The organism is Planosporangium spinosum (genome assembly GCF_049999945.1).
Taxonomy (GTDB): Bacteria; Actinomycetota; Actinomycetes; order Mycobacteriales; family Micromonosporaceae; genus Planosporangium; species Planosporangium spinosum.
In genome coordinates this window covers 104,337-127,891 of record NZ_JBLYUB010000014.1, presented here as the reverse complement: position 1 = coordinate 127,891, position 23,555 = coordinate 104,337, and the positions used below count along the sequence as shown (strand labels likewise).

Annotated in this window: 21 protein-coding genes; 13 read left to right on the top strand and 8 right to left on the bottom strand. The window is 71.0% G+C overall.

Features of this window, described 5'->3' with window-relative positions; all coding sequences use genetic code 11:
- Positions 1-100 precede the first annotated feature (100 nt).
- The gene (locus ACNTMW_RS19615) at positions 101-289 is read right to left on the bottom strand and encodes a hypothetical protein (protein ID WP_426635129.1); all 189 of its coding nucleotides are present in this window, start codon (positions 287-289) and stop codon (positions 101-103) included.
- A gap of 83 nt (positions 290-372) precedes the next feature.
- Between ACNTMW_RS19615 and ACNTMW_RS19610 the strand changes: the two genes are divergently transcribed.
- Complete coding sequence (locus tag ACNTMW_RS19610) at positions 373-1,020, top strand: TetR family transcriptional regulator (protein WP_426635128.1); 648 nt, start codon at positions 373-375, stop codon at positions 1,018-1,020.
- Between the two features lie 99 nt (positions 1,021-1,119).
- Here the strand turns inward: ACNTMW_RS19610 and ACNTMW_RS19605 are convergent, their stop codons facing one another.
- Complete coding sequence (locus ACNTMW_RS19605) at positions 1,120-1,725, bottom strand: maltokinase N-terminal cap-like domain-containing protein (RefSeq protein WP_426635127.1); 606 nt, start codon at positions 1,723-1,725, stop codon at positions 1,120-1,122.
- A gap of 189 nt (positions 1,726-1,914) precedes the next feature.
- On the opposite strand from ACNTMW_RS19605, the gene ACNTMW_RS19600 reads away from it, so the two are divergent.
- Together ACNTMW_RS19600 and ACNTMW_RS19595 are read left to right on the top strand one after the other, a co-directional pair.
- Entirely contained in the window at positions 1,915-4,284 is a 2,370-nt protein-coding gene (locus tag ACNTMW_RS19600; protein WP_426635126.1) for a glycosyl hydrolase family 28 protein, read from the top strand.
- An 815-nt stretch (positions 4,285-5,099) separates the two neighbouring features.
- A complete protein-coding gene (locus tag ACNTMW_RS19595; protein WP_426635125.1) occupies positions 5,100-6,020 on the top strand; it encodes a GH25 family lysozyme in 921 nt (306 codons plus the stop codon).
- 124 nt (positions 6,021-6,144) lie between these two features.
- Here ACNTMW_RS19595 and ACNTMW_RS19590 read toward each other — a convergent pair whose 3' ends face one another.
- Entirely contained in the window at positions 6,145-7,644 is a 1,500-nt protein-coding gene (locus ACNTMW_RS19590; RefSeq protein WP_426635124.1) for an FAD-dependent oxidoreductase, read from the bottom strand.
- Positions 7,645-7,706: 62 nt separating this feature from the next.
- On the opposite strand from ACNTMW_RS19590, the gene ACNTMW_RS19585 reads away from it, so the two are divergent.
- A complete protein-coding gene (locus ACNTMW_RS19585; protein ID WP_426635123.1) occupies positions 7,707-8,303 on the top strand; it encodes a TetR/AcrR family transcriptional regulator in 597 nt (198 codons plus the stop codon).
- A 130-nt stretch (positions 8,304-8,433) separates the two neighbouring features.
- Here ACNTMW_RS19585 and ACNTMW_RS19580 read toward each other — a convergent pair whose 3' ends face one another.
- Positions 8,434-9,543, bottom strand: coding sequence for a substrate-binding domain-containing protein (locus tag ACNTMW_RS19580; protein ID WP_426635122.1), 1,110 nt, complete (start codon positions 9,541-9,543; stop codon positions 8,434-8,436).
- A gap of 168 nt (positions 9,544-9,711) precedes the next feature.
- Between ACNTMW_RS19580 and ACNTMW_RS19575 the strand changes: the two genes are divergently transcribed.
- Entirely contained in the window at positions 9,712-10,152 is a 441-nt protein-coding gene (locus tag ACNTMW_RS19575) for a MarR family winged helix-turn-helix transcriptional regulator (RefSeq protein WP_426635121.1), read from the top strand.
- 107 nt (positions 10,153-10,259) lie between these two features.
- On the opposite strand, the gene ACNTMW_RS19570 is transcribed toward ACNTMW_RS19575, so the two are convergent.
- Together ACNTMW_RS19570 and ACNTMW_RS19565 are read right to left on the bottom strand one after the other, a co-directional pair.
- Positions 10,260-10,889, bottom strand: a complete 630-nt coding sequence (locus ACNTMW_RS19570) for an MBL fold metallo-hydrolase (RefSeq protein WP_426635120.1) — start codon at positions 10,887-10,889, stop codon at positions 10,260-10,262.
- Positions 10,889-11,974, bottom strand: coding sequence for an S-(hydroxymethyl)mycothiol dehydrogenase (locus tag ACNTMW_RS19565; RefSeq protein ID WP_426635119.1), 1,086 nt, complete (start codon positions 11,972-11,974; stop codon positions 10,889-10,891). Before ACNTMW_RS19565 ends, ACNTMW_RS19570 begins: the two co-directional genes overlap by 1 nt.
- Before the next feature lie 304 nt (positions 11,975-12,278).
- Here ACNTMW_RS19565 and ACNTMW_RS19560 point away from each other — a divergent pair, with 304 nt between their 5' ends.
- From ACNTMW_RS19560 to ACNTMW_RS19525, 8 genes are all read left to right on the top strand, one after another.
- The gene (locus tag ACNTMW_RS19560; protein ID WP_426635118.1) at positions 12,279-13,448 is read left to right on the top strand and encodes a methyl-accepting chemotaxis protein; all 1,170 of its coding nucleotides are present in this window, start codon (positions 12,279-12,281) and stop codon (positions 13,446-13,448) included.
- A 188-nt stretch (positions 13,449-13,636) separates the two neighbouring features.
- Complete coding sequence (locus ACNTMW_RS19555) at positions 13,637-14,281, top strand: GntR family transcriptional regulator (protein WP_426635117.1); 645 nt, start codon at positions 13,637-13,639, stop codon at positions 14,279-14,281.
- Between the two features lie 45 nt (positions 14,282-14,326).
- A complete protein-coding gene (locus ACNTMW_RS19550) occupies positions 14,327-15,370 on the top strand; it encodes a 1-aminocyclopropane-1-carboxylate deaminase (protein WP_426635116.1) in 1,044 nt (347 codons plus the stop codon).
- Between the two features lie 87 nt (positions 15,371-15,457).
- Complete coding sequence (locus ACNTMW_RS19545; RefSeq protein WP_426635115.1) at positions 15,458-17,863, top strand: transketolase-like TK C-terminal-containing protein; 2,406 nt, start codon at positions 15,458-15,460, stop codon at positions 17,861-17,863.
- A 555-nt stretch (positions 17,864-18,418) separates the two neighbouring features.
- Positions 18,419-18,841, top strand: coding sequence for a group I truncated hemoglobin (locus ACNTMW_RS19540; protein WP_426635114.1), 423 nt, complete (start codon positions 18,419-18,421; stop codon positions 18,839-18,841).
- Positions 18,841-20,010: a globin domain-containing protein gene (locus ACNTMW_RS19535; protein ID WP_426635113.1), complete on the top strand. Its 1,170-nt coding sequence runs from the start codon at positions 18,841-18,843 to the stop codon at positions 20,008-20,010. Before ACNTMW_RS19540 ends, ACNTMW_RS19535 begins: the two co-directional genes overlap by 1 nt.
- Complete coding sequence (locus ACNTMW_RS19530) at positions 20,007-20,675, top strand: DivIVA domain-containing protein (protein WP_426635112.1); 669 nt, start codon at positions 20,007-20,009, stop codon at positions 20,673-20,675. Before ACNTMW_RS19535 ends, ACNTMW_RS19530 begins: the two co-directional genes overlap by 4 nt.
- 214 nt (positions 20,676-20,889) lie before the next feature.
- Positions 20,890-21,234 carry a DUF3817 domain-containing protein gene (locus ACNTMW_RS19525; RefSeq protein WP_426635111.1) on the top strand — a complete coding sequence of 115 codons (345 nt, stop codon included), beginning with the start codon at positions 20,890-20,892 and terminating at the stop codon, positions 21,232-21,234.
- A 79-nt stretch (positions 21,235-21,313) separates the two neighbouring features.
- On the opposite strand, the gene ACNTMW_RS19520 is transcribed toward ACNTMW_RS19525, so the two are convergent.
- Together ACNTMW_RS19520 and ACNTMW_RS19515 are read right to left on the bottom strand one after the other, a co-directional pair.
- Positions 21,314-22,525, bottom strand: coding sequence for an amidohydrolase (locus tag ACNTMW_RS19520; RefSeq protein ID WP_426635110.1), 1,212 nt, complete (start codon positions 22,523-22,525; stop codon positions 21,314-21,316).
- Positions 22,526-22,715: 190 nt separating this feature from the next.
- A complete protein-coding gene (locus tag ACNTMW_RS19515; RefSeq protein ID WP_426635191.1) occupies positions 22,716-23,507 on the bottom strand; it encodes a LamB/YcsF family protein in 792 nt (263 codons plus the stop codon).
- Between the last annotated feature and the right edge of the window lie 48 nt (positions 23,508-23,555).

Genomic DNA, 23,555 nt, shown 5'->3' with positions numbered 1-23,555 from the left:
CGCTCCCTTCATTCGTCAGTGGTGACCGCTGCCGATGAGACAGGCGCCCCTGTCGGCGGGGACAACTGCCGGCAAGGACGACTGCCGGCAAGGACGACGGTCAGCGGCGCCGACCGTTGGGGGCGTCGACCGAGCGCGACTCGGCCAGCGTCCGGACCCGCCACATGATGGCGACGATCACGCAGCCGACCACCAGGGCAACCACGATCATCGGCAGCGGATGTCCGCTCAGCGCGGCGGTGCCGACGACCAGGAGACCGACCATGAGGGCACCCACGAGGGCGACCATGATGACCCCTTTCGGCGTACAACTGTTTACTGAACTAAGCCTGGCCTACTCGGCGCTCGGCGAACAGGTGTTTACTACGTGACATGACCCATACTCTCGGGCCACGCGCCACCCGGAAGCTCCAGACGCGGCAGGCGTTGCTGCAGGCCGCCCTGCGGCTGACGGAGCATCAGAGCCTGGGCGGGGTGAGTCTGCGCGAGGTCAGCCGCGCCGCAGGCATCGTGCCGGCCGGCTTCTACCGGCACTTCCCCGACATGGAGAGCCTCGGGGTCGCACTGGTCGAACAGTCACTCGGCGGGCTGCGGACCGCCCTACGCGCCGTACGCGCCGGACTGACCGAGAGCGAGGAGATCGCCCGCCGCTCCGTCGACGTACTGGCCCGAGAGGTACGTGCACAGCGCGAGCAGTTCCGCTTCATCGCGCGGGAGCGCTACGGCGGCATGAACCTGGTCCGGCAGGCGATCCGCGAGCAACTCCGACTCGTCGGCGAAGAACTGGCGGTCGACCTGCTCAGCGGCGACGGTGCCGCCGCCGAGGTACTGGCCAGGTGGGACGACGAGGACGTACGGATCCTGACCAGCCTGATCGTCAATCACATGATCGCGACCGCGGCGGCGATCGTGGACACCCCACCCGGCCAGCCCGAGGTCGAACGCCAGATCCTCCTGGCCGCCAGCAAGCAGCTCCACCTCATCATCATCGGCGCCCGGCACTGGCTCGACCCAGCCTGACGTCTGCCCGGCCCGGCTCCACCGGCCCTTACCCCGCCTGGCCCGACTCCGCTCCCCGCGAATCTCCCTTACCTCGCTGGGCCCGCCGCGATCAGACGATCATCCGCGCTTCTCGCGGATCACCGCGAGGCATCCCTCCACGGCCGGCGCGTCGGGTCCGTCCGGGTACCAGGTCCCTGTCATCAGACCGACAGCGTCCGGGAGAACGCCGGGGCGACCGGGGGTCAGCACCCGAAGCAGGTCGATGACGACCGCGTCGAACGCGGGAGCACGGGACACGAGGAGGTGTCCGCGGGCCCCGGCCGGCCCGACGCCTCGTCGGCCACCCGGCTCGGTCACCCCACCGTTGCCGACCAACCGCAACACCTCGGCCACCCATCCCGGATCCCCTGGACCGTCGTAGATCCACCGGGTTCCCAGCACGCTGTGCTCGGCCGTCGCGATGAGCGGATCGGACGCACCCACAGCATGCTGCGCGAGGGGCGAGCCGCGGTAGGTCATCGGAATCTGATAGACCGTATCCCCGTCTCGAACCAGATGCGTTTCCATCCCCACTTCGCCATCCGGGTCCTCAAGCCGGAAGAAGCCGACGGGAGACAGCGATGGCCTGCCGGTTCCCCGGTACCACGGCTGCCGCGCCACCCACACCGGCAGGAAATCGCGGAAGTGCGGCACGAGAGTCGCTCCCGGATGGATTTTGGCCACGGCCCGCACTCTACCGGCGACCACGGGAACGTGGCTCCGGCCGACACCGACACCGACACCGACACCGACACCGACACCGACACCGACACCGACAGGATAAGGATTTCCCCCTGTGGGAATCATCGTTGATCGATGTCTTGGCCGCCCATAGCGTGACCCCCGGATCGGTACACGCGAAAGGGGCGCCTCGTGTTCGGGACCGCACTGCGCAGGGGCGCCAGGTCGGCGCTCGCCTCGCTGGCCATACTCCTCGCCGTCGGCACCGCGCCGGCGGCGGCCTCCGCACCGGCAGGGGTCGCGCCGGCGGGAATCAAGCCGGCGTGGAACGAGTCGACCCCGGCACAGTCGACCCCAACACAGTCGACCCCGGCACAGTCAACCTCGGCCCACCCGACCGTGGCGGATCCGGTCGGCGGCCGGCGCGTCTTCGACGTCAGAAGCTTCGGCGCCACCGGCGGCGCGACGACCAACGACTCCCCCGCCGTGGACGCGGCGATCGCGGCGGCCAACGCCGCGGGTGGCGGGATCGTACGGTTCCCGCCCGGTACCTATCTCGCCGGCTCGTCGATCCACCTGATGAGCAACGTGACGCTCCTGCTCGACGCGGGCGCGACCCTGCTCGGCGCGCCGACCGGGTACGACCCCCCGGAACCCAACCCCAACGACAGGTACCAGGACTTCGGCCACAGTCACTTCCACAACGCCATGATCTGGGGCGACAACCTCCGCAACGTCGGCTTCCTCGGTTCCGGTGTCATCGATGGCGGCGGGAACTTCATCACCGGCAACCCGAAGCCCGGGCAGGCCGACAAGCTGATCTCGTTGACCCGCTGCGACGGCCTGGTCGTCGGTGGCGGTCTGACGCTGCGTCGGGGTGGGCACTTCGCGATGCTCATCAACGGCTGCGACCACGTCTTCTCCGACCGCCTGACCATCGACACGGCGAGCGACCGGGACGGCTGGAACATCATCAGTACCCGCAACGTGCTCATCACCAACATCACCATCGCCTCGAACGACGACGCGCTGGCGTTCAAGAGCGACTGGGCACTGGGCGCGACCCTGCCCAACGGGAACGTCGTCGTCGCCAACGCGCACCTGTCGGCGCGCTGCTGCAACGCCTTGATGTTCGGCTCCGAGACGTGCGGCGACTTCTCCCACTACCGTTTCAGCCACATCACCATCACCGGCGCCGGGAAGTCCGGCCTGGGCATGGTGTCGATGGACGGCGCCCGCATCTCGGACGTCCACTACGACGACGTGACGATGTCCGGCACCGCGTCGCCGATCACCCAGAAGGTCGAGACCCGGCGGCGTTGCGGCACCGACCCGGGCACCGGAAGTATCAGCGACGTCCACTACACCAACGTCAGGGGTACCGACGCCGGCAGTTTCAGCCCCACGCTCTGGGGCCAGCCCGGCCATGAGATCCGCGACGTGACCTTCCACGACGTGCACCTGACCCTGCCCGGCGGGCACGCCGCCATGGACCCCAACGTGGTGCCGTCCGACAACGGCGACTACAACCCCAGCAGTCTCAGCACCCGCCCCGCGTACGGGTTCTACCTGCACAACGTCGCCGGGGTCCGGTTCGACGACAGCTCGTTCGACCTGGCCGCCGTCGATGCGCGGCCCGCCGTCATCGTCAACGCCGGCCGGGACGTCACGCTCCGCCGGGTCACCGCGCGGCGCGGCGCCGGCAGCCCGTTCGATGTCGGCTTCCAGTCGGTTGCCGGGTACTGCCTGACAAACGGCCGCGACGCGGCGCTCCGGTTGAGCACCCCCGACTCGACGCCGGGCTGCCGCATGACCGTCGACAACTTCTCGCTGCGCGTCGAGCCCGCAACCCGGACCGGGGTCGCCGGCGGCGCGGTGGCGTACACGGTGCGCACCGCCGCCACGTCCGGCCGGCCGGCCCCGGTGACGCTCGCGGCGACCGGGTTGCCGCCGGGCGCGACGGCGCGCTTCGACCCGCCGACGGTCCGGCCCGGCGGGTACTCGACCCTGACGGTCACGACCCTCCCGGACACCCGCAACGGGCCGTACACCGTCACGGTCGTCGGCGCGGACCCGACCGCCACCCAGTACGCGCGCGCCGGCCTGAGCATCACCGGCGGCGTCGACCTCGTCGTCACCGATCTGGTCGTCTCCGACCCCGACAACGCCGCCGACTGGTCGGTCCAGTCCGACCTTCAGCCGGGCGTCAGCCTGTACGGCGACCGGACGACAACGGTGGCCAGCGTGCCGGCGGACCTGCTCGGCGCGCGCTGGATCCGGACCGCCGACGACTCCCGTACGGCTACGGCGGACCCGCTGGCCGCCTTCACCATCACGGCCCCGGCGACCGTGGTCGTCGCGGTCGACACCCGGCTCGGCCGACCGGCGTGGGTGGACGCCACCTGGACCGACAGCGGCACCCAGCTCACCGACTACGAGGGCGACACCACGTACCGGCGGTTCCAACTGTTCAGCAAACCGTTCGCCGCTGGGCGGGTGGCGCTGGGGCCGTTGGCGGTGGGCACCCGGGCCGGCAACATGTACCCGGTCATCATGCTCTGATCTGGGTATTCTGCCGGACCCTACCGTGCGAACGGCCCACTCGAACGGTAGGGCAGACACTCGCCGCGGGTTCCGGTGACGGACCACCCGGGCGGAACCCGGGGCCTCGGATACGCCGAGGTTTCACGCCCCGTCCTCTGGGGAGAGCCAGCGCCATCCCGGGTTCTCCCGGTGCAGGACGTACCACAGCGGAAACAGCGTGCGATAGAACGTGCGTCAGGAACGGTAGCGCCACGGCCGGCCCGCAACCTCGTCCCGGCCCATAGACACTCCGGTCACGTCGTCCCCTTCACCCACCCACCTGCCCGGTAGGTGCCACAACGTGGTCACGAACAGAGCGACGGCCAGGTCAACGCCCACCCGTGCCACCACCTACTACGTAATCGATACCGGTCCTTCCATCCACGCGAGGGCCGCGGCGACCTGCCGCGTTGCCGGCACGACAAGCTGGTCGTCAATCCACCGGCACGACCGCCGATGGATCCGTCGGGCACGAGGGCTGATGTCACATGGGTTGATGTCAACGACGATGGCGTGCCTGGACCGACGATGGCGTGCCTGGACCGTGGACACCATGCCCGGTGGCCGGGCGGGGACCCGACCAGGGCGATGGCTGGGGTCGGACGTTCGTTGCCACCCGGCGTTCGTGGCGACCCGACGTTCGTAGCCACCCGCCGACAAACCGACATGGACCGTGCGCTGCCGCACGCCGTCGAATCCGGAGAGTTCGCACGCTGCCGCCATGGAGAGCCAAGGCATTCATCGCACACGACCTACGACCCCATGGAGCAATGATGAGACTGCCCCTACGGCGGATGAGTCTTGTCCACGGCGCCGCGGTCATCGCGGCTACGGCGATCCTCACCGCTGCGCCACCCGCCGCGGCCGAGGCGTCGTCACCCGCGATCCTCAACGGAGGCGGCCATGCCAGCGCCGCCGGCGGCCCTCCAGGCGGCGCCCGACCGGGCACCGTCCAGCAACACCCCCTCGGCAGGCCGAGGTCGGGTGGCACGGCGCTGCCCGATGCGCCAGCCGGCTACCCCGTCACCGGTATCGACGTCTCAAGCCACGACCACGGTAGCGGTAAGACGGTCGACTGGCCCGGCCTCGCCGCATCCGGCATAAAGTTCGCCTACGTCAAGGCGACCGAGGGAACCTCGTACACCAACCCGTACTTCGCCAGCGACTACAACAGCGCGAAAGGCCAGGGCATCTACGTCGGTGCGTACGCGTTCGGTCGTCCCGACCTGGGCAACCCGGTGGGGCAGGCGGACCACTTCTACGACCGTATGCAGTGGACCCGCGACGGGAGGACGTTGCCGCCGTTCGTGGACATGGAATGGCCCTGGTTCAGCGGCGTCAACAGTTGTTACAACCTCACCCCGGGCCAGATCACCTCGTGGCTGCACGCCTTCCTCGACAGGTTGCAGGCCCGTACCGGCCAGATACCCATGATCTACACCGCCGCGAGTTGGTGGAACCCCTGCACCGCCAGCGACACCTCATTCGGGAAGTACTTTCTCGACGTCGCCGACTGTCGCAGCAGGCCGGCGCTGCCAGCGGGCTGGAGCACCTGGACCATCTGGCAGTACAACATTCCAGACGGCTGCAGCGCGCCACGCTTCGACGAGGACGTCCTCAACGACAAGGTGACCAGCCTGGCCGCCCTCGCGAGTGGGGAGGCCACGCCCCCGGCCGCGGCGACGCAGGGCCGCCGTGATCCAACGCCACGCTGATCGAATGCACTGATCCAGGGCCACGCTGATCGAATGCACCGCGCGACGTGTCGAATCATCCCCACCAAGCCGATGAGCGGACGCCGGTTCCAGCCCTGGCACACCCGAGTGGGTCCCGAACGCCTCACAAGGAGCGGAGGTATTCGGCAACGCTTCCCGTCTCCGTTGGGTGGGCGACCAGCCCGACGTGTCCGTCCGGGCGGACGAGGATCAGGGCGTCGGTGCCATACGCGTGTGCCACGTGTCCGTCGTCGTCCAGGAGGCCGCCTGGCCCGACAAGGTAGGGCTTGACGATGTCGGTTTCGACGTCGCCGAGCACCGGGGCGCAGCGTTCGCCGAGGCCGAGCAGGGTGAAGTGCGGTCCGCGGAAGAGATCGAAGAGACGGGTCGGCGTGCCGGTGGCGGCGTCGCGCAGCGGCGCGTCCGGTGCCCGGTCGCCCGGTCGAGGACCGGTGGGTCGGCTGGTGGTCTGGCGGGAGAGCCGGCTCCACGGGTACCGGAGCATGAGCTGGCTGAGTTCGGACGTGGCCGCCGCGTCCACACCACCGCCCTTCTCCTTGATCGCGTCGAGCACGACGTCGAGCAGTTCCGAGGTGATGTCGAGCAGCCAGCTCGCGATCGGCAGCCGTTCCTCCTCGTACGTGTCGAGCAGGCCTGACGTGGCGTTGCCGGCTAGCACGAGGCCCAGCTTCCAGCCGAGGTTGTAGGCGTCCTGGATCCCGGTGTTCATGCCGAGCCCGCCCGCGATCGGGTGTACGTGCGCGGCGTCCCCGGCGAGGAAGACGCGGCCCACCCGGAGTTGGTCGACCATCCGGACGTTGACCCGGTAGCTTGAGCGCCACGCCAGATTGTGCAGCCGTATGCCCGGAATGCCGGCGATCCGGTCGAAGGTCTGCTGGAATCGTTCCAGGGTCGGTTCCAGTGGCGAACCGTCCCGGTCGAGTTCATGTGTTGCCTGCACCTGGAAGGCGTCGGTGCCGGGGAGCGGACACAGCATGATCCCGCCGTTGCCGGTGAGCCACTGGTGCCAGGCGTCCCGGCCGAGCCCGTCGACCTCGACGTCGCCGACGGCCATGAGCTGGACGTCCGGCGTGTGGCCGTGCAGGCTCAGGCCGAGCACCTTGCGGACGGTGCTGCGGCCGCCGTCGCAGCCGACCAGGTACCGCGCCTGGATCTGGGCCTCGCCGACCGTGGCGATCACGCCGTCGGCGTGCTGGCTGACGTCGCGCAGCTCGGCGCCCAGTTCGACGGCGACGCCGAAGTCGGCCAGCCGTTCGCGCAGGATCTGCTCCACCCGCCACTGGGGGATCAGCACGCCGGTCGGGTACGGGACGTCGGGCGTCGGTACCTTTCCGGCCTCGGGGTCGACCTCGGCGACCACCTCGGCGCCCTGGTACTTGCGATGGGGCAGGTGGGTGATCCCGGCGGCCAGCATCCGGTCGATCACCGCGAGGTCGTCGAACACTTCCAGGCTGCGGGGGCTCAACCCCTTACCGCGGGAACCGCCCGGGAACTCCGGCGCCCGATCGACGATGCGCACTGCGACGCCACGCCGGGCAAGATCACACGCGAGGGTCAGGCCGGTCGGGCCGGCACCAACCACAAGAACATCTGTCTGAGTCACCCTCCCACCAAAGCATTACCGAGTTAAAAAAGCAACCTGGTTATTAATGTTACGCTGACTAGGTGATCGAGCCGACGGGGCTGCGGGCCCGCAAGAAGGCGCGAACTCGCGACCTCATCGCCGACACGGCGATCTCGCTGTTCCTGGCGCACGGCTTCGACCAGGTCTCGGTCAACGACATCGCCGCGGCGGCCGAGGTCTCCAAGCCGACCCTCTTTCGGTACTTCGCGACCAAGGAGGACCTGGTGCTGCACCGGTTCGCGGACCACAACGGTGAGGCCGCGCGCGTGGTCCGTGACCGCCAGCCCGGCGTCTCGCCGGTGACGGCGCTGCACCGGCACTTCCGGGCCGGTCTCGACCGCTACGATCCCGTCACCGGCCTCAACGACCATCCCGGGGTGGTGGCGTTTCATCGGCTGGTCTTCGGCACACCGAGCCTGGCGGGACGGCTCACCCAGTACCTGATGGAGGACGAGGAGGCACTGGCGGAGGCCCTCGGTACCGGCATTGCCGCCCGGCTGCGGGCCGCCCAGGTACTCGCGGTCCAACGGGTACTCGCCCGGACCAACTGGCAAAAGATCGCCGACGGGCGAACCGCCCGCGATGTCCACCCCGAGGCTGTCGCCGACGCCGACCAGGCATTCACCCAACTGCGGTAACGCCCGCTTCTGCCGCCGGTCGGGCGCCTGTCCCAGCTACGACCACACCCCGGGCAGGGACAACGGGAACCACCCGGAGACCCGGAACCACCCGGACACCCGGAGACGACCGGAACACCGCGGGAACCGCTCAGAACTCCGCGATCACGTCGAAGTCCAGCCCGTCCGCACGGGCGAGGTACACCGACTGGTCGGCGTGCCGGTTGCGCAACACGAACTCGCCGCGCCCGCCGGCGACGGTCGTGCCGTCCGCGACGGCGTCGAGGGCCGGCGTACCGAGCGTTCCGGCCCGGTCGGCGAGGGCGGCCAGCAGCCGCACCCCGCCGTAGCAGCCCTCACCGTACCCGTTGAGCACCGGAGCGTGCGGGCCGAACCGGGCGGTGTAGCGCTCCGCGAACGCCACGCTCGGCTCGGTCGCCACGGCCGCGAAGTAGCCCATCGCCGCGTACAGTTCACCGCTGTCGTCCCCGCCGGCCCCGACCAGCCCGTTCTCGTCCAGCGCCCCGCACAGCCGCAGGACCGCGGCGCTCCACCGGCTCGCGGCGAACGCCCGGTTGAACGTCACCAGGTCGCTGCCGACCAGCGTGAGCAGGACGGCGTCCACCCGGGCGGTGCCCACCGCCTGCACCAGCGGGTCCGGATCGGTGACGCCGCGCGGGACGTACCGCTCGCTGACCACCTCTGCGCCGACCCGGCGCAGGTAACCGCGGGCGGCCGCGTGCAGCCGGCGGGGCCAGACGTAGTCGTTGCCCAGGAGGTACCAGCGCCGGGCCCGCCGCCGGTCGACCAGCCAGTCGAGAGCCGGACGCAGTTGCCGGGCCGGCGTCTCGCCGAGCAGGTACAACCCGGGCTTGTGCGCACCGCCCTCGTAGGGCGGGGTGTAGACGTACGGTACCGCGGCGTCGATGGCCCGTACCGTCGCGATCCGCACGTCACTGGCGTGCGTGCCCACCACCGCCGCGACCGCACCGACATGTACCAGGTCGGCCACGTCGGCCGCCACCGCCGCCGGCGACCTGCCGCCGTCGATGACGACGAGCTCCACCGGGCGGCCGAGGATCCCACCGGCGGCGTTGAGCTCCGCCGCGGCCAGCGACGCGCAGTTCAACGCGGCGGGGGCGAGCATGCCGAGGGTGCCGGAGGTGGGTACGACGACACCGACCCGGGTCGCCCGGTGCGGCTCCGGCGCGAGCAGCCGAGCCTCCAACAGGTCGGTGATGAGTGTGACGTCCTCGGCCACGACATCGAGTATCTTCGTTTCCAAGCGCGCGGCAAAGCGGCGGACGCACGGCGGGAAGCGAGTCGCGGCGGATGCACGGCGGAAAGCGGGCCCCGCCGCGGACGCACGGCGGGAAAGCGGGCCCGCGCGGAGGGGGCAGGGTTGGCCGACACGCAGGGACGGACAGTAATGCCGGGCTCCTCCGCGCCGAAGCTGCGCGCGCACCTCGCGTACCTGCTCACCGAGGCGGAGCAGCAGGTCAACCGGGGACTGGCCGTGGCTCTCGCCGCGGAGGGGGTCAGCGTGGAACAGGCCCGCATCCTACGGGCGCTCAGCGACGGCCACGGGCACTCGATGACCGATCTGGCGGAAGCGGTACTGATGCCGCATCCGACCGTCACGAAGGCGGTCGACCGGTTGGTGGACAACGCGCTGGTCTACCGCCGACAGGACGTCGTCGACCGGCGGCGAGTGGCCGTGTACCTGTCCGATCTCGGCCGGGACCTGGTGGCCCGGCTGGATCGGCGCGCGGGCGCGCACCACGCCGCCGTCGAGGCGGCATTCGGCGCGGAGCGTACCGGGCGCCTCATGCGCGAACTCGACGACCTGGTACGCAGCCTGTCCGGATAGCGCCCGCGCCAGCACCCGCCTCAGTGCCGCGCGCCGTCCCGACCGCCGGCGGACCACCGACCGCCGGCCGACGACCGGTCCGCCACCCGGCGGCCGGGTCCGTGCCGTCAGTGCCCGCGCGCGATCCACTCGTCGAGGTGCGGAGCCTCCGCCCCGATCGTCGTGCTGTCGCCGTGTCCGGTGTGCACGACCGTCTCGGGAGGCAGGGTCAGCAGCCGCTTGCGGATCGACTCGATGATGGTGCCGAAGTCGCTGTACGACCGGCCGGTCGCGCCGGGTCCGCCCTTGAAGAGGGTGTCTCCGCTGAAGACCACGCCGAGCTCCGGTGCGTGGAAGCAGCTGGCGCCCGGACTGTGCCCGGGTGTGTGCAGGACGGTCAGGGCCGTACCGGCCACCTCGATGCGCTGCCCGTCGTGCAGGTCACCGTCGGGAGCGCTACCGGGGTGCACGAGGTCCCACAGCACCCGGTCGTCGGGGTGCAGCAGCACCGGCGCGCCGGTCGCCGCGGCCAGTGCCGGCGCCACCCGGACGTGGTCGTCGTGCGCGTGGGTGGCCAGGATGGCGGTCACCCGCCGGCCACCGACCGTACGCAGGATCGTGTCGACGTCGTGCGGGGCGTCGATGACGACGCACTCGGCGTCGTCGCCGAGCACCCACACGTTGTTGTCGACGTCGAAGGTCTGCCCGTCGAGTGAGAAGGTCCCCGAGGTGACCGTGTGGTCGATACGCGCCGCCATCAGAAGACCACCACCGAGCGCAGCACGTCGCCGTGGTGCATCTTGGCGAACGCCTCCTCGACCTGGTCGAGCCTGATCTCCTCGCTGACGAAGGCGTCCAGGTCCAGCCGCCCCTGCAGGTACAGCTCGGTCAGCGCCGGGAAGTCGCGGCTGGGCAGGCAGTCGCCGTACCAGCTGGACTTGAGCGCGCCACCGCGACCGAACACGTCGAGCAGCGGCAGTTCGATGTTCATGTCGGGGGTGGGTACGCCGACCAGGACGACCCGGCCGGCCAGGTCCCGGGCGTAGAACGCCTGCTTGTACGTCTCCGGGCGGCCCACCGCCTCGATCACGACGTCGGCGCCGTTGCCGCCGGTCAGCTCCCGGATCGCCTCGACCGGGTCGGTCTCGCGGGAGTTCACGGTGTGGGTGGCGCCGAAGCCCTTGGCCCACTCGAGTTTGCGGGGATCCACGTCCACCGCGATGATCGTCGTCGCGCCGGCGAGAGCGGCGCCGGCGATCGCCGCGTCACCGACCCCGCCGCAGCCGATGACCGCGACCGACTCGCCGCGACCCACCTGCGCGGTGTTGGTCGCCGCGCCGAGGCCCGCCATCACGCCACAGCCCAGCAGGCCCACCGCCGCCGGCCGGGCGGCCGGATTGACCTTGGTGCACTGGCCGGCGTGAACCAGGGTCTTCTCGGCGAACGCCCCGATGCCCAGGGCCGGCGTCAACGGCGTGCCGTCGGTCAGGGTCATCTTCTGGGCGGCGTTGTGGGTGTTGAAGCAGTACCAGGGCTGGCCGCGGCGGCAGGCACGGCACTGCCCGCAGACCGCGCGCCAGTTGAGTACGACGAAATCGCCGGGTGCGACCTCGGTGACCCCCTCACCGACCTGCTCCACGATGCCCGCGGCCTCGTGACCGAGCAGGAACGGGTACTCGTCGGTGATGCCGCCCTCACGGTAGTGCAGGTCGGTGTGGCACACCCCGCACGCCTGTACCCGGACGACGGCCTCCCCCGGCCCCGGATCCGGCACGACGATCGTGGCGACTTCGACCGGCGCACCCTTGGCCTTCGAGACGATTCCCTGTACCTGCTGACTCATGCTGTCTCCATCCTGTCGCCACGACTCCGACTGACCGCCGGACCGGGGCCTGATCCTCTACCGGCTGACCACGGGCCGGGGCCTGACCGTTGGCCGGGACCCGACCGCCGAAAGTCCACCTTCACCGCATTAGACCACCTCCGGCGGTGGTCACCGTGCCGGACCGGCGTGGGCCCGGCAGGCGACCGGAGGTCGCCGGCTACCCGCGCTCGGCCGGCCCGCGCTTCGTCCCCAACCCGACGGACTTACCCGTTCGGTCTTCACCGCATCCCCGTTCGGCCTTCACCGCATCCGAAAACCTCCGGTGACCATCACCCCGGCCCGGGAGTTCGCTCAGGTCGCCTGGCGACCGGCCGACATGGAGATCAACCGGACCTGGAGGATGTACGTGAGTGGCACTCGGCACCTCGGCCGCCGCGCGGCGCGACGACACCCGTTGGTCGGTTCCGCCGACTCGCTGCTGGACCTGCTGACCGCCGCGCCCGCGGTGCTGATGGTCGTCGACCACGCGGGCGAGATCGTGCTCCGCAACGACGCGGCCACCGCCATGGCGCAATCGGTGGCGGGCAGGCAGGGAGCCCAGGCGCTGGAACTGCTGCGCAAGACCCTCAAGGAGATCATCGGAAGCGCCCGGAGCTTCCCGGTCACCGGTACGTTCGAGGCCGGTACCGGCTCCGACCGGGTGATGGCGGAAGTGGTCATCAACGCCGTACCCGGCGGGTACGTGGTCACGTGGCGCGACGTCCTGCAGGAGCGGACCAGGTCCGACGTGACCCGGGAGCTCTCAGCGGAACTGTCGGCGGAGGCCGCCTCCCTCACCGCCCTCGGCGACCGGCTGACGCAGGCCGCCGGCCAGACCGCCGGCCAGGCCGACATGCTCTCGCGGGGTTCGGCGGAGATGACCGGGAGCATTCAGGAGATCGCCGGCCGGGTGAACGCCGCCTCGACGAGCACGTCGAGCGCGGTCACTTCCGCCGAGGCCACCACCCGCAGCATGAACAGGCTCCAGGAGTCCAGCGAGAACATCGGCGCCATCACCAAGCTGATCACGGGTATCGCCGAGCAGACCAAGCTGCTCGCCCTCAACGCCACGATCGAGGCGGCCCGGGCCGGTGAGGCAGGCAAGGGCTTCGCCGTCGTCGCCGGTGAGGTCAAGGACCTGGCGGCCCGTACGTCCGAGGCGACCGACCAGATCACCACGATGATCGAGGCGATCCAGACCGAGAGCGCACAGGCGGCCGCGGCGATCGGCGGCATCGTCGAACTGATCAGCTCGATCGCCGAGCAGCAGACGCTGATCGCCAGCGCGGTCGAGGAGCAGACGGCGACCACGGCGGAGATGTCCGGCGGTATCCGCTCGATGGCGACGTCCGTACAGTCCTCGGCCGAGGCGGCGGAGACCGTACAGCGGGCGGCGACCGAGATCAGCTCCCGCGCGGCACGCCTGCGGGGCCTGGTCGGCGAAGCCGACTGACCCGTACCGGAGGCGCGGGTACCGGAGGCGCCGGTACCGACGGAACGGGCCGACAGCATGGCCCGACACCACGCGACCGGCAACACCGGCCCGGCGAACACCGACCCTGACGGACGGCACCGATCGTGCCCGGCCCTTGACGGAACGGCCGCCGGGGTGAATTAATATATCACATGCAATTGCCCTCCGTGCCTCGCCGACTGCTCCGCGACGAGGCGTACGACGTGCTGCTCGCCGCGATCGTCAACGGCGACCTCCAGCCCGGTCAGGTGGTGCGTGACGGGGAACTCGCCGCCGCTGTCGGGCTGTCCCGCACGCCGGTACGGGAGGCGCTCGCCCGGCTCGCCGACGAGGGGCTCGTGGAGTCCAAGCCGAACGCCTACACCCGGGTCACGCCGCTGAACCAGCGCGACTGCGAGGAGGCGTTCGTCATGCTCCGCGCGCTGCACGTCCTCGCGGTCACGACGGCCGTCGCCCGGATGACCCCGGCGGACGTGGCGCGGATGCGTACCTCGAACGCGGCCTTCGCCGCCGCGCTCGACGCCGGTGACGTCGAGGCCGCCCTCGCCGCCGACGACGACGTACACGGCGTCTACCTCGACGCCGCCGACAACCGCACGCTCACCGCGACCCTGGACCGGCTCACGCCCCGGATCCGCCGCCTCGAACGCCTCCGCTTCGCCTCACTGCCCGGGCGGGAGTCGGTCGACGTACACGAACAGCTCGCGCAGGCCTGCGCGGACGGCGATCAGGACCGGGCGGCCCGGCTGGTGCACGCCAACTGGGCCTCGCTGGAACGGCTCATCGAGGCCGCATTCACGGCCCAGCCGTAGGTCTCTCCCCCCTCGCCGCGGTCGCACGACTGAACGGAGCACACCATGACCCTGTCCGACCACGCCCGCCAACCACTGCTGTTCGGGCCGTCGCCGGTCCACCCGCTGGACCGCCTCACCGCGCACCTCGGCGGGGCGCGGCTGTGGGCCAAGCGCGAGGACTGCAACTCCGGACTCGCCTTCGGCGGCAACAAGGTCCGCAAGTTGGAGTACCTGGCCGCCGACGCCCTGGCCAAAGGGTGCGACACGCTGGTGTCGATCGGCGGTGTGCAGTCCAACCACACCCGCGCCGTCGCGGCGGTGGCGGCCCGGCTCGGCCTGAGCTGCGTACTGGTCCAGGAGTCATGGGTGGACTGGCCGGACGCGGTCTACGACCGGGTCGGCAACATCCTGCTCAGCAGGCTCATGGGGGCTGACGTACGGCTGGTGCAGGCCGAGTTCGGTATCGGGTTCAAGGAGAGCTGGGAGGCCACCCTCGCCGAGATCGAGGAGCGCGGCGGGAAGCCGTACCCGATCCCGGCCGGCGCGTCCGACCACCCGCTCGGCGGCCTCGGTTTCGCCAACTGGGCCCGCGAGGTCGCCCAGCAGGAGCGCGAACTGGGCGTCTTCTTCGACACCGTCGTGGTCTGCTCGGTCACCGGCAGCACCCAGGCCGGGATGGTCGCGGGCTTCGCGGCGGAACTCGAGGCCGGCTGGGGTCCGCAGGCGCGACCGGGTGGCCGCCCCCGGCGGGTGATCGGCATCGACGCCTCGGCGAAACCGGCCGAGACCCACGCCCAGATCACCCGGATCGCGAGAGCGACCGCGGGGCTGCTCGGCCTCGACCGGGACCTGCGCCCCGACGAGGTGGAATTGGACGAGCGCTACCACGCCGGGGTGTACGGCATCCCCGACGAGCAGACCCTGGAGGCGATGCGGCTGGCCGCGCGGCTGGAGGGCATGATCACCGACCCGGTGTACGAGGGAAAGTCGATGGCCGGGCTGGTGGACCTCGTCGCCCGCGGCGAGATCGAGCGGTCGTCGAACGTGCTGTACGCCCACCTCGGTGGCCAGCCCGCCCTCAACGGTTACAGTGCGCTGTTCCGCTGATCAGACCGGTCAGCGGAGGCACTGACCAGACCGGTCAGCCGGCCAGACCGGTCGGCTGACCCACTGACCAGCCCCGGAAGGACCGCCGTGACCGACGACGCTCACGCCCCCGACCTCGCCGTCACCGACCTCGCCGTCACCGACCTTGACGTGCTCGACCAGATCCAGCGGCGGGTGCTGTGGCTCTCCACCCGGATCGTGGACGCCGCCAACCACGACCGCGCCACCGGCGACGGCGTGAAGGTCGGTGGCCACCAGGCCTCCAGCGCCTCGCTGGTGACCGCGATGACCGCGCTGTGGTTCGCGCACCTGGACGCCGACGACCGGGTGTCGGTCAAGCCGCACGCGTCACCGGTGTTCCACGCCATCCAGTACCTGCTGGGCAACCTGGACCGGTCGTACCTGCCGCGGCTGCGGGCCCGCGGTGGGCTGCAGTCGTACCCGTCGCGGACCAAGGACCCCGACGAGGTGGACTTCTCGACCGGATCGGTGGGGCTGGGCGCGGCGGCGCCGCTGTTCGCCGCGGTGACCCGCCGCTACGTCGACGCGCACTTCGGTGAGCGGCCGCGGTCGCGGTTCATCGCCCTGCTCGGCGACGCCGAACTCGACGAGGGCAACATCTGGGAGGCGGTCGCCGACCCGGCAACGACCGGGCTGGGCAACGTGATGTGGCTGGTCGACTTCAACCGACAGTCGCTGGACCGGGTCGTGCCGGGGGTACGCATCGCCCAGTGGCGCGGGCAGTTCGAGGCTGCCGGCTGGCACGTGGTCGAGGTCAAGTACGGCCGGCTGCTGCAGGCGGCGTACGCCCGGCCCGGGGGCGACCACCTGCGCGCCTGGATCGACGCGATGCCCAACGAGCAGTACCAGTCACTGTTCGGGCTGACCGGCGAGGCGCTGCGCAAGCGGTTCCTGGACGGCGCCCCGGCCGAGGTCGAGGCGTTCGTGGCGGACGTCCCCGACGCCGAACTGGGCCCGCTGGTGACCGACCTGGGCGGGCACGACCTGGCCGCGATGCTCGACGCGTACGCGCGGTGCGACGCGGTCACCGACCGGCCGAGCGTGGTGTTCGCGTACACCGTCAAGGGGTGGGGCCTGCCCATCGCCGGTAACCCGCGCAACCACTCGGCGCTGCTGACGCCCGCGCAGATCGACGCGCTGCGCACGGAGTCCGGCCTCGACCGCGACACCGAGTGGGACCGGCTCGACCCGGCGGCGCCGGCCGGCATCTGGGCCAACACGCGCCGGGAGGCGCTGGCCCGGCCCCCGCGCGGGCAGGCGCTGGCGATCTCGGTACCGGAGAGCACGAACGTCCGCGCCGCCAAGCCGGTGTCCACCCAGGAGGTGTTCGGCCGGGTCCTGGTCGACCTGGCCCGCGACGAGCAGGTCGCGCCGTACCTGGTGACCACCGCGCCGGACGTCGCCACCTCGACCAACCTCGCCGGCTTCATCAACAAGACCGGCGTGTTCGCACCGACCGAGCGCCGGTCGTGGCACGCCGACCGGATGCTGCGCTGGGCCGAGGGACCGACCGGCCAGCACATCGAGCTGGGCATCTCGGAGATGAACCTGTTCGGACTGCTGGGCCAGCTGGGACTGTCCTGGGACCTGTCCGGCCAGCCGCTGCTGCCGGTGGGCACCGTGTACGACCCGTTCGTGCTGCGCGGCCTCGACGCGTTCCTGTACGGCACGTACTCGGCGTCGCGGTTCGTCGTCGCCGGCACCCCGTCGGGCGTCACCCTTGCCCCGGAGGGCGGCGCCCACCAGTCGACGATCACCGCGTCGGTCGGCCTGGAACTGCCCGGCGTGACGTTCGTCGAACCGGCTTACGCCACCGCCCTGGACTGGCTGCTCTGCGACGCGCTGGGCCGCATCGCCGCCGGCCCGGCGGCCACCGCGACCGCGGTACCGGCCGAGGACGGCGCGTACTACTTCCGGCTGACCACCCGCCCGCTCGACCAGGCGCCGTTCGAGGCGGCCCGGGCCCGCGTCGGCGACGCCGTCCTGCGCCGCCAGGTGCTCGCCGGAGCGTACCGGCTGGTCGACGCCCACCACGCGCGGCCGGAACTGAAGCAGGCCGGCGCGCCCGTGGTGTACCTGGCGGCGTCCGGCGCGGTACTTCCGGAGGTCATCACCGCGGCGGGCGAACTGGCCGAGGAGGGGATCGCCGCGCACGTCGTCGACGTGACGTCCCTCGACCGGCTCTACAGCGCCTGGCAGCGCACCCTGCGCCAGGGTATCCGGACGGCCACCGCGCCGAGCATCCCCGGCGCGCTGCGTACCGCGTTCGCCGACCGGGCGCCCATCGTCACCGTCCACGACGCCGCCTCGCACGCCATGGCGTGGCTGGGCTCGGCACTCGGGGTGCCGTGCGTACCGCTCGGCGTCGACCAGTTCGGCCAGTCCGGCAGCGTGCACGAACTGTACGAACTACACGACCTGGTGCCGGGAAGCATCGTCAACGCGGCGCTCGCCGCACTGTCACTGTCCTGATCGGTCGGCTGTCCTGATCGGTCGGCTGTCCTGAACGGACCGCCGTCCTGACCGGACCGCTGGCGTGATCGATCCGCTGACCTGATCGACCCGGCTCGTCCCGGCCCCGGCGCCGGGGCCGGGACGAGCCGGAAAACGCCATCCTTCCCCGCAATTTCCGCTTGTGTCTAGAGTGGACGAACGGAAGTTTCCGCCATTTCGCTTTGTCGCTGGCCAATGCGCTTCAATCCACATCGCATGCGCATTTGTGCGACCCGGCCGCCCGATTACGGCGACTGGCCGTTTATGTCGCACCTCAAGGGGCTGGGGCATTGTTAATTTTTGAGTTCTACGCACGAAGGGGTCCCTCGTGCGTCGCCAGGCCGCTACGGTGCGATGGGAATTGATGCAGGCGGTGCCACACGACGGCGCACGCCACACGTCACGCACATGCTCCGCCTGGCCCACCGGGCGCCATGGCAGCTGGCGACAGTCACGAACGGCCGGCTCTCCAGCCAGGGACGGGAACGCGACCCGCCCCGGTGCCCCACCACCGAGGGAAGGAACGGTACAGACATGAACGCGGCTACGGACGTGGTGGTCACGGCCCGGTCGATGTACGAACGCATCGGTGGCGCCGACACGGTACGGTCCGTCGTCGACCGGCTCTACGTCCTGATCACCGAGGACGAGCGGCTCCGGCCGTACTTTGACGGCGTCGATCTCACAGGGCAGAAGCGACACATGGCCGCCCTGCTGTCGCAGGTGCTGGGCGGCCCCAAGGCGTACACGGGGCGCGACCTCCGCCAGGCGCACGCATCGCTGCACATCACCACGGAGCACTACGCACTCGTCGGCGACTACCTGACGGCCGCGCTGCTGATCGCCCACGCCCCGCACGACGTCGTGGACGCGGTCGGGGAGGTGCTGTCCGCGTCCAGGAGCCAGGTCGTCGCCACCTCCGGTGCGATCCGCGAACCGGCGGGCCGGGTCGGCTGATGGACTCCGCCGCACTCCAGCGCAGCTGGGCGCTCGTGGCACGCCACGGCGACGCGGTACCCAGCTACTTCTACGCCATACTGTTCACCGCGCACCCCGAGCTGCGGTCAATGTTCCCGATGTCGATGTCCGCCCAGCGCGACCGTCTCGTGAACGCACTCGGCGTCATTGTATCCAATGTGGACAACGTTGAGGCTGCCGTGCCGTTCGTGGAGGGGCTGGGGCGCGACCACCGGCGGTTCGACGTGGCGCCCGAGCACTACCCGCACGTCGGGGAGGCGCTGCTGGCCACCCTCGCGTACTTCCTGCGCGAGGAATGGACGCCCGAACTGGCCGCCGACTGGACCGCCGCCTACGAACTGGTCTCCGGGGTGATGGTGAAGGCGGCCGAACAGGCGGCCGCGTCACTGCCGCCGTACTGGACCGCGTCGGTGGTCGAGCACGAACAGCGCGGGTTCGACGTCGCGGTGCTGCGACTGCAGCCCGAACTCGCCTACCCGTACGTGGCCGGGCAGTCCTGCGCGATCGAGATCCCCGACCGGCCCCGACTGTGGCGCTACTACTCCCCCGCCAACGTGCCCCGCCCGGACGGCCTGATCGAGTTCCACGTCAAGGCCGTGCCGGGTGGGCAGGTCTCCACCGCGATGGTGTACGGCCTGCAGCCCGGCGACAAGGTGAAGCTGGGCGCGCCGGTGGGCCAGCGGCTCACCCTCCAGCCCGGCTCCAACCGCGATCTGCTGCTCATCGCCGGAGGCACCGGCCTGGCCCCGATGAAGGCGCTGGTCGACCAGATCGCGGCGGGCGGCGGGCGGCGGCACGTGGCGCTGTTCGTGGGCGCCCGCACCCAGCCCGACCTGTACGATCTCCCGGCCCTGGAGGCCATGTCCGCGAGCGCGGCGTGGCTGACGGTGGTACCGGCGCTGTCCAACGACCCCTGGCACGGCGGTGAGCAGGGCCTCGTCGTGGACGTGGCATTGCGCCGGGGTCGTTGGAACGACCGCGACGTGTACGTGTGCGGGTCGGCGGAGATGGTGGGCGCGACCTGCGAACGGCTGCTCGCCGCCGGCATTCCCGCCGAGCGGATCAGACGCGAGGACTACACCGACGATCCCTACCGGCCCACGACCGCCACGGCGGTCACCGCGCTTGAGGAGGTATCAGCCCGATGACCGGGTATACCGGCAACGGCGACAACACGCACGGCGAGAGCCGTGCTTGGATCCCGCTGTCCGCCGAGCAGATCCGTCGGCGGTCGTTCCGGGAGACCCCGTTGGGCCGCCGGGGTTACCGACCGGACGAGGTCGATCTGTTCCTCGGCCGGGTGGCCGGTGAGGTCGAACGGTGGACCGCCGCCTACGCCGAGGCCCAGAACGAGATCTATCGACTGAAGAACTACTACCGCAACGAGGGCCTGGACCCGGACACCGCCCGGGCGAGGGAGTTGTCCAGTGACGCGGTCACCGTCCTGGCCCGGGCGCAGGCCCACGCCGACCGGCTGATCGCGGATGCCCAGGCACACGCCCGCGCGATGCAGTACGACGCCCGCGCCCAGGCCGAGGCGATCGTGGGCCGGGCCCGGCAGGAAGCCGACCGGGCCGCCCACGCGTACCGGGCCCGTGCCGGTACCGACTACAACGCCGACCGCGAGCAGGCCGAGCGGCTGGTGGCACTGGGCCGCAGCATCCTCGCCGCGCTCTCCGGCGCCACCACCCAGATGGACGGCGCGAGCGCCCAGATGCGGGCGATCGCCGAGGCCTTCGCCAACGAACTGGGCAAGCTGGTCATGGTTCCGGAGGAGGCCGGCGTCGGCCGCGGCGGGTCGCACCTGGCATAACGGCAGGCCGCCAGGTCGAAACGGCGAGCCGCCCAGATCGAAGCGGTAGGAGTACCGCCGGCCGGTTGTACGCCGGCCGGCGATACTCCTACCAGTGCAGCGTCCGGCGCGTCGGGCGAGCGGCGGAGCGGGCAGGGGCGAAACGGGCGGAGCGGGCGGGCTACCGCGCGTGGCGGGTACGCTTTCTCGCCGGCCCCGTCACCTGGAGGATCCCGTGTTCCGTACGCCCGCCCGCGCTTTCCGTACCGTCGCCGTCGCGGAGGCGTTCTCCTGGCTGGGGCTTCTGATCGGCATGTTCTTCAAGTACGTGGTGGTGCACAACCCGGTCGGCGTGAAGCTGTTCGGCCCGATCCACGGCATGCTGTTCCTCGCGTACCTCGGCACGCTGCTCATGCTGGCCCGGCAGGAACGGTGGCGTCCGCTCCGGCTCGCCACGGGCGCGGCAGCCGCGGTGCCGCCGTTCGCCAGCGTCATCTTCGAACGCTGGGCGGCCCGGCGGCGGACCGCTCCGGAGCCCGCCGCCGCGGCGCCCGCGCCGGTGGGCTCGTCCGCCCGCTGACCGAGCGCCCGCTGACCGAGCGCCCGTTGACCGAGCGCCCGTTGACCGGCTGCCCGTTGACCGGCCACCCGCTCGGATCTCAGGTTCCCGGCTCGGTGAACACACCCTCCCGGCGCTGCGGGTCGTACCGGTAGATCTCGGCGCCGGCGATGTAGGCCCGCTCGACGCGGCTCATCACGTCCAGCGGGTCCCCCGACCAGATGCACAGGTCGGCGTCCTTACCCGGCTCGATCGAGCCCAGCCGGTCAGCCACGCCGGCGATGCGCGCCGGGTTGATCGTCACCGCCCGCAGCGCGGTCTGCGGGTCGAGGCCCTCCTTGACCGCCAGCGTCGCCTGGTGGATCAGGAAGTGGATCGGAACCACAGGGTGATCTGTGGTGATCGCGATGGTGATGCCGGCGGCGGCGAGCCGGCCCGGGTTGGCCAGCGACCGGTTGCGCAGTTCGACCTTGGACCGGGTGGTGAACAGCGGGCCGATGATCACCGGGATACCGGCCGCGGCGATGAGATCCGCGATCAGGTGTGCCTCCGTACCGTGGTCGATGACGAGTTCGTAGCCGAACTCCTCGGCGATGCGCATGGCGGTGGCGATGTCGTCGGCACGGTGGGAGTGCTGCCGCCACGGGATCTCGCGGCGCAGCACCATCGCGAGCGCCTCCATCTTGAGATCCCGGTCGGGCTGCTTGCCCGGCTCCTGGTTCTCCCAGCGGGTCATGTAGTTGCGCGCCTGGGTGAACGCTTCCCGGATCACGGCCGCGGTGCCCAGCCGGGTGGACGGCATCTGCTTGCGGTCGCCGTACACCCGCTTGGGGTTCTCCCCCAGCGCCGACTTCAGGCCACTCGGGTGGCGCAGCACCATCTCATCGACGGTGCGCCCCCAGCACTTGAGCGCGACGGTCTGGCCGCCGATCGGGTTGCCCGAGCCCGGGTTGACGTTGACGGCCAGCACGCCCCCGCTGATCGCGTCCCGGAATCCGAGGTCGGCCGGGTTGATCGCGTCGATTGCACGCACGTGCGCCGTGTTGGGGTCGGTCATCTCGTTGGTGTCCTGACCGGCCCACCCCTCGGCCTCCTCCGCGACGCCGACGTGGGCGTGCGCGTCGAGGAAGCCGGGCAGCACCCAGGCGCCCTCGGCGGACACGGTGGTCGCGCCTTCCGGGACGGTCAGGTCGGGACCACCGACCGCCGAGATCCGGCCGTCCTCGATCACAACGACACCCCGCTCGATCGGGTCGCCCTCGATCGGGACCACCCGTCCCCCGACGATCGCGACGGGACCTGTCGAACCCATGTGCGCACCCCTCTTCCGCGTCGTGGGGCGGCCTTCTGTTGTGACCATTCCGGATTGACCAGCCTACCCGGCCGCCCTGGCACCTGAAGCGATCATGCCTCGGACGGTTCGATGCCCCGCAGTGGGTCCCCCGCTCCGCGGAGCCCCGGCGATCCGCCGGGAGCCTGACCCCGGCGATCCACCGGGAGCTTCAGTCCTCCCCGATGAAGCGCCGGATCGCGACGCCGGCCTTGACGAGCCGTTCCCGGACCCGCCGCGCGATGGCCACCGCACCGGGCGTGTCACCGTGCACGCAGATGGACCGGGCCGCGACCGATACCGACGTACCGTCCACCGCCGGGACCGTACCGGTGGTGACCATCTGGACGCACCGTTCGGCGATGACGTCGGCGTCGTGCAGGACGGAGCCGGGGGCCCGCCGGGGCACCAGCAGGCCGGTCGGTGTGTACGCCCGGTCGGCGAACGCCTCGCCGATCGTGGTCAACCCCGCCTCGGCGGCCAGCCGCAGGAACACCGAGCCCGGCAGACCGAGGACGGGCATCGTGGGGTCGTACCGGCGTACCGCGTCCACCACCGCCGCGGCCTGCTCGTGGTCGGTGGCGATCGTGTTGTACAGCGCGCCGTGCGGCTTGAGGTACGACACCCGGCCGCCCTCGGCGCCCGCGATACCGTCGAGCGCGCCGAGCTGATAGAGCACCTCGTCGGTGAGTTCGGCCGGGTCGACGGCGATCGCCCGGCGACCGAACCCGGCCAGGTCCCGGTACCCGACCTGGGCACCGATGGCCACGCCCCGCTCGACCGCCCGGGAGCAGACCCGGCGCATGATCGACGGGTCTCCGGCGTGGAATCCGCAGGCCACGTTGGCGCTGGTGACGATCTCCAGCAGGACGTCGTCGTCGCCGAGCGTCCAGGCGCCGAAGCCCTCGCCCAGGTCGCTGTTGAGGTCGACGACGGGCGGGTTGACGGCTGCTGCGCTGTTCATGACTGAAGTATTCCTGGCCGAGGTACCGGTAACCGCATTGCCCGTGAC

Excerpts from the sequence above, each read along its gene's own strand:
- ACNTMW_RS19530 (WP_426635112.1), top strand. The coding sequence starts at position 20,007 with ATGACCGGGTATACCGGCAACGGCGACAACACGCACGGCGAGAGCCGT.
- ACNTMW_RS19540 (WP_426635114.1), top strand. The coding sequence starts at position 18,419 with ATGAACGCGGCTACGGACGTGGTGGTCACGGCCCGGTCGATGTACGAA.
- ACNTMW_RS19550 (WP_426635116.1), top strand. The coding sequence starts at position 14,327 with ATGACCCTGTCCGACCACGCCCGCCAACCACTGCTGTTCGGGCCGTCG.
- ACNTMW_RS19535 (WP_426635113.1), top strand. The coding sequence starts at position 18,841 with ATGGACTCCGCCGCACTCCAGCGCAGCTGGGCGCTCGTGGCACGCCAC.
- ACNTMW_RS19595 (WP_426635125.1), top strand. The coding sequence starts at position 5,100 with ATGAGTCTTGTCCACGGCGCCGCGGTCATCGCGGCTACGGCGATCCTC.
- ACNTMW_RS19565 (WP_426635119.1), bottom strand. The coding sequence starts at position 11,974 with ATGAGTCAGCAGGTACAGGGAATCGTCTCGAAGGCCAAGGGTGCGCCG.
- ACNTMW_RS19575 (WP_426635121.1), top strand. The coding sequence starts at position 9,712 with ATGCCGGGCTCCTCCGCGCCGAAGCTGCGCGCGCACCTCGCGTACCTG.
- ACNTMW_RS19610 (WP_426635128.1), top strand. The coding sequence starts at position 373 with ATGACCCATACTCTCGGGCCACGCGCCACCCGGAAGCTCCAGACGCGG.
- ACNTMW_RS19615 (WP_426635129.1), bottom strand. The coding sequence starts at position 289 with ATGGTCGCCCTCGTGGGTGCCCTCATGGTCGGTCTCCTGGTCGTCGGC.
- ACNTMW_RS19520 (WP_426635110.1), bottom strand. The coding sequence starts at position 22,525 with ATGGGTTCGACAGGTCCCGTCGCGATCGTCGGGGGACGGGTGGTCCCG.
- ACNTMW_RS19515 (WP_426635191.1), bottom strand. The coding sequence starts at position 23,507 with ATGAACAGCGCAGCAGCCGTCAACCCGCCCGTCGTCGACCTCAACAGC.
- ACNTMW_RS19570 (WP_426635120.1), bottom strand. The coding sequence starts at position 10,889 with ATGGCGGCGCGTATCGACCACACGGTCACCTCGGGGACCTTCTCACTC.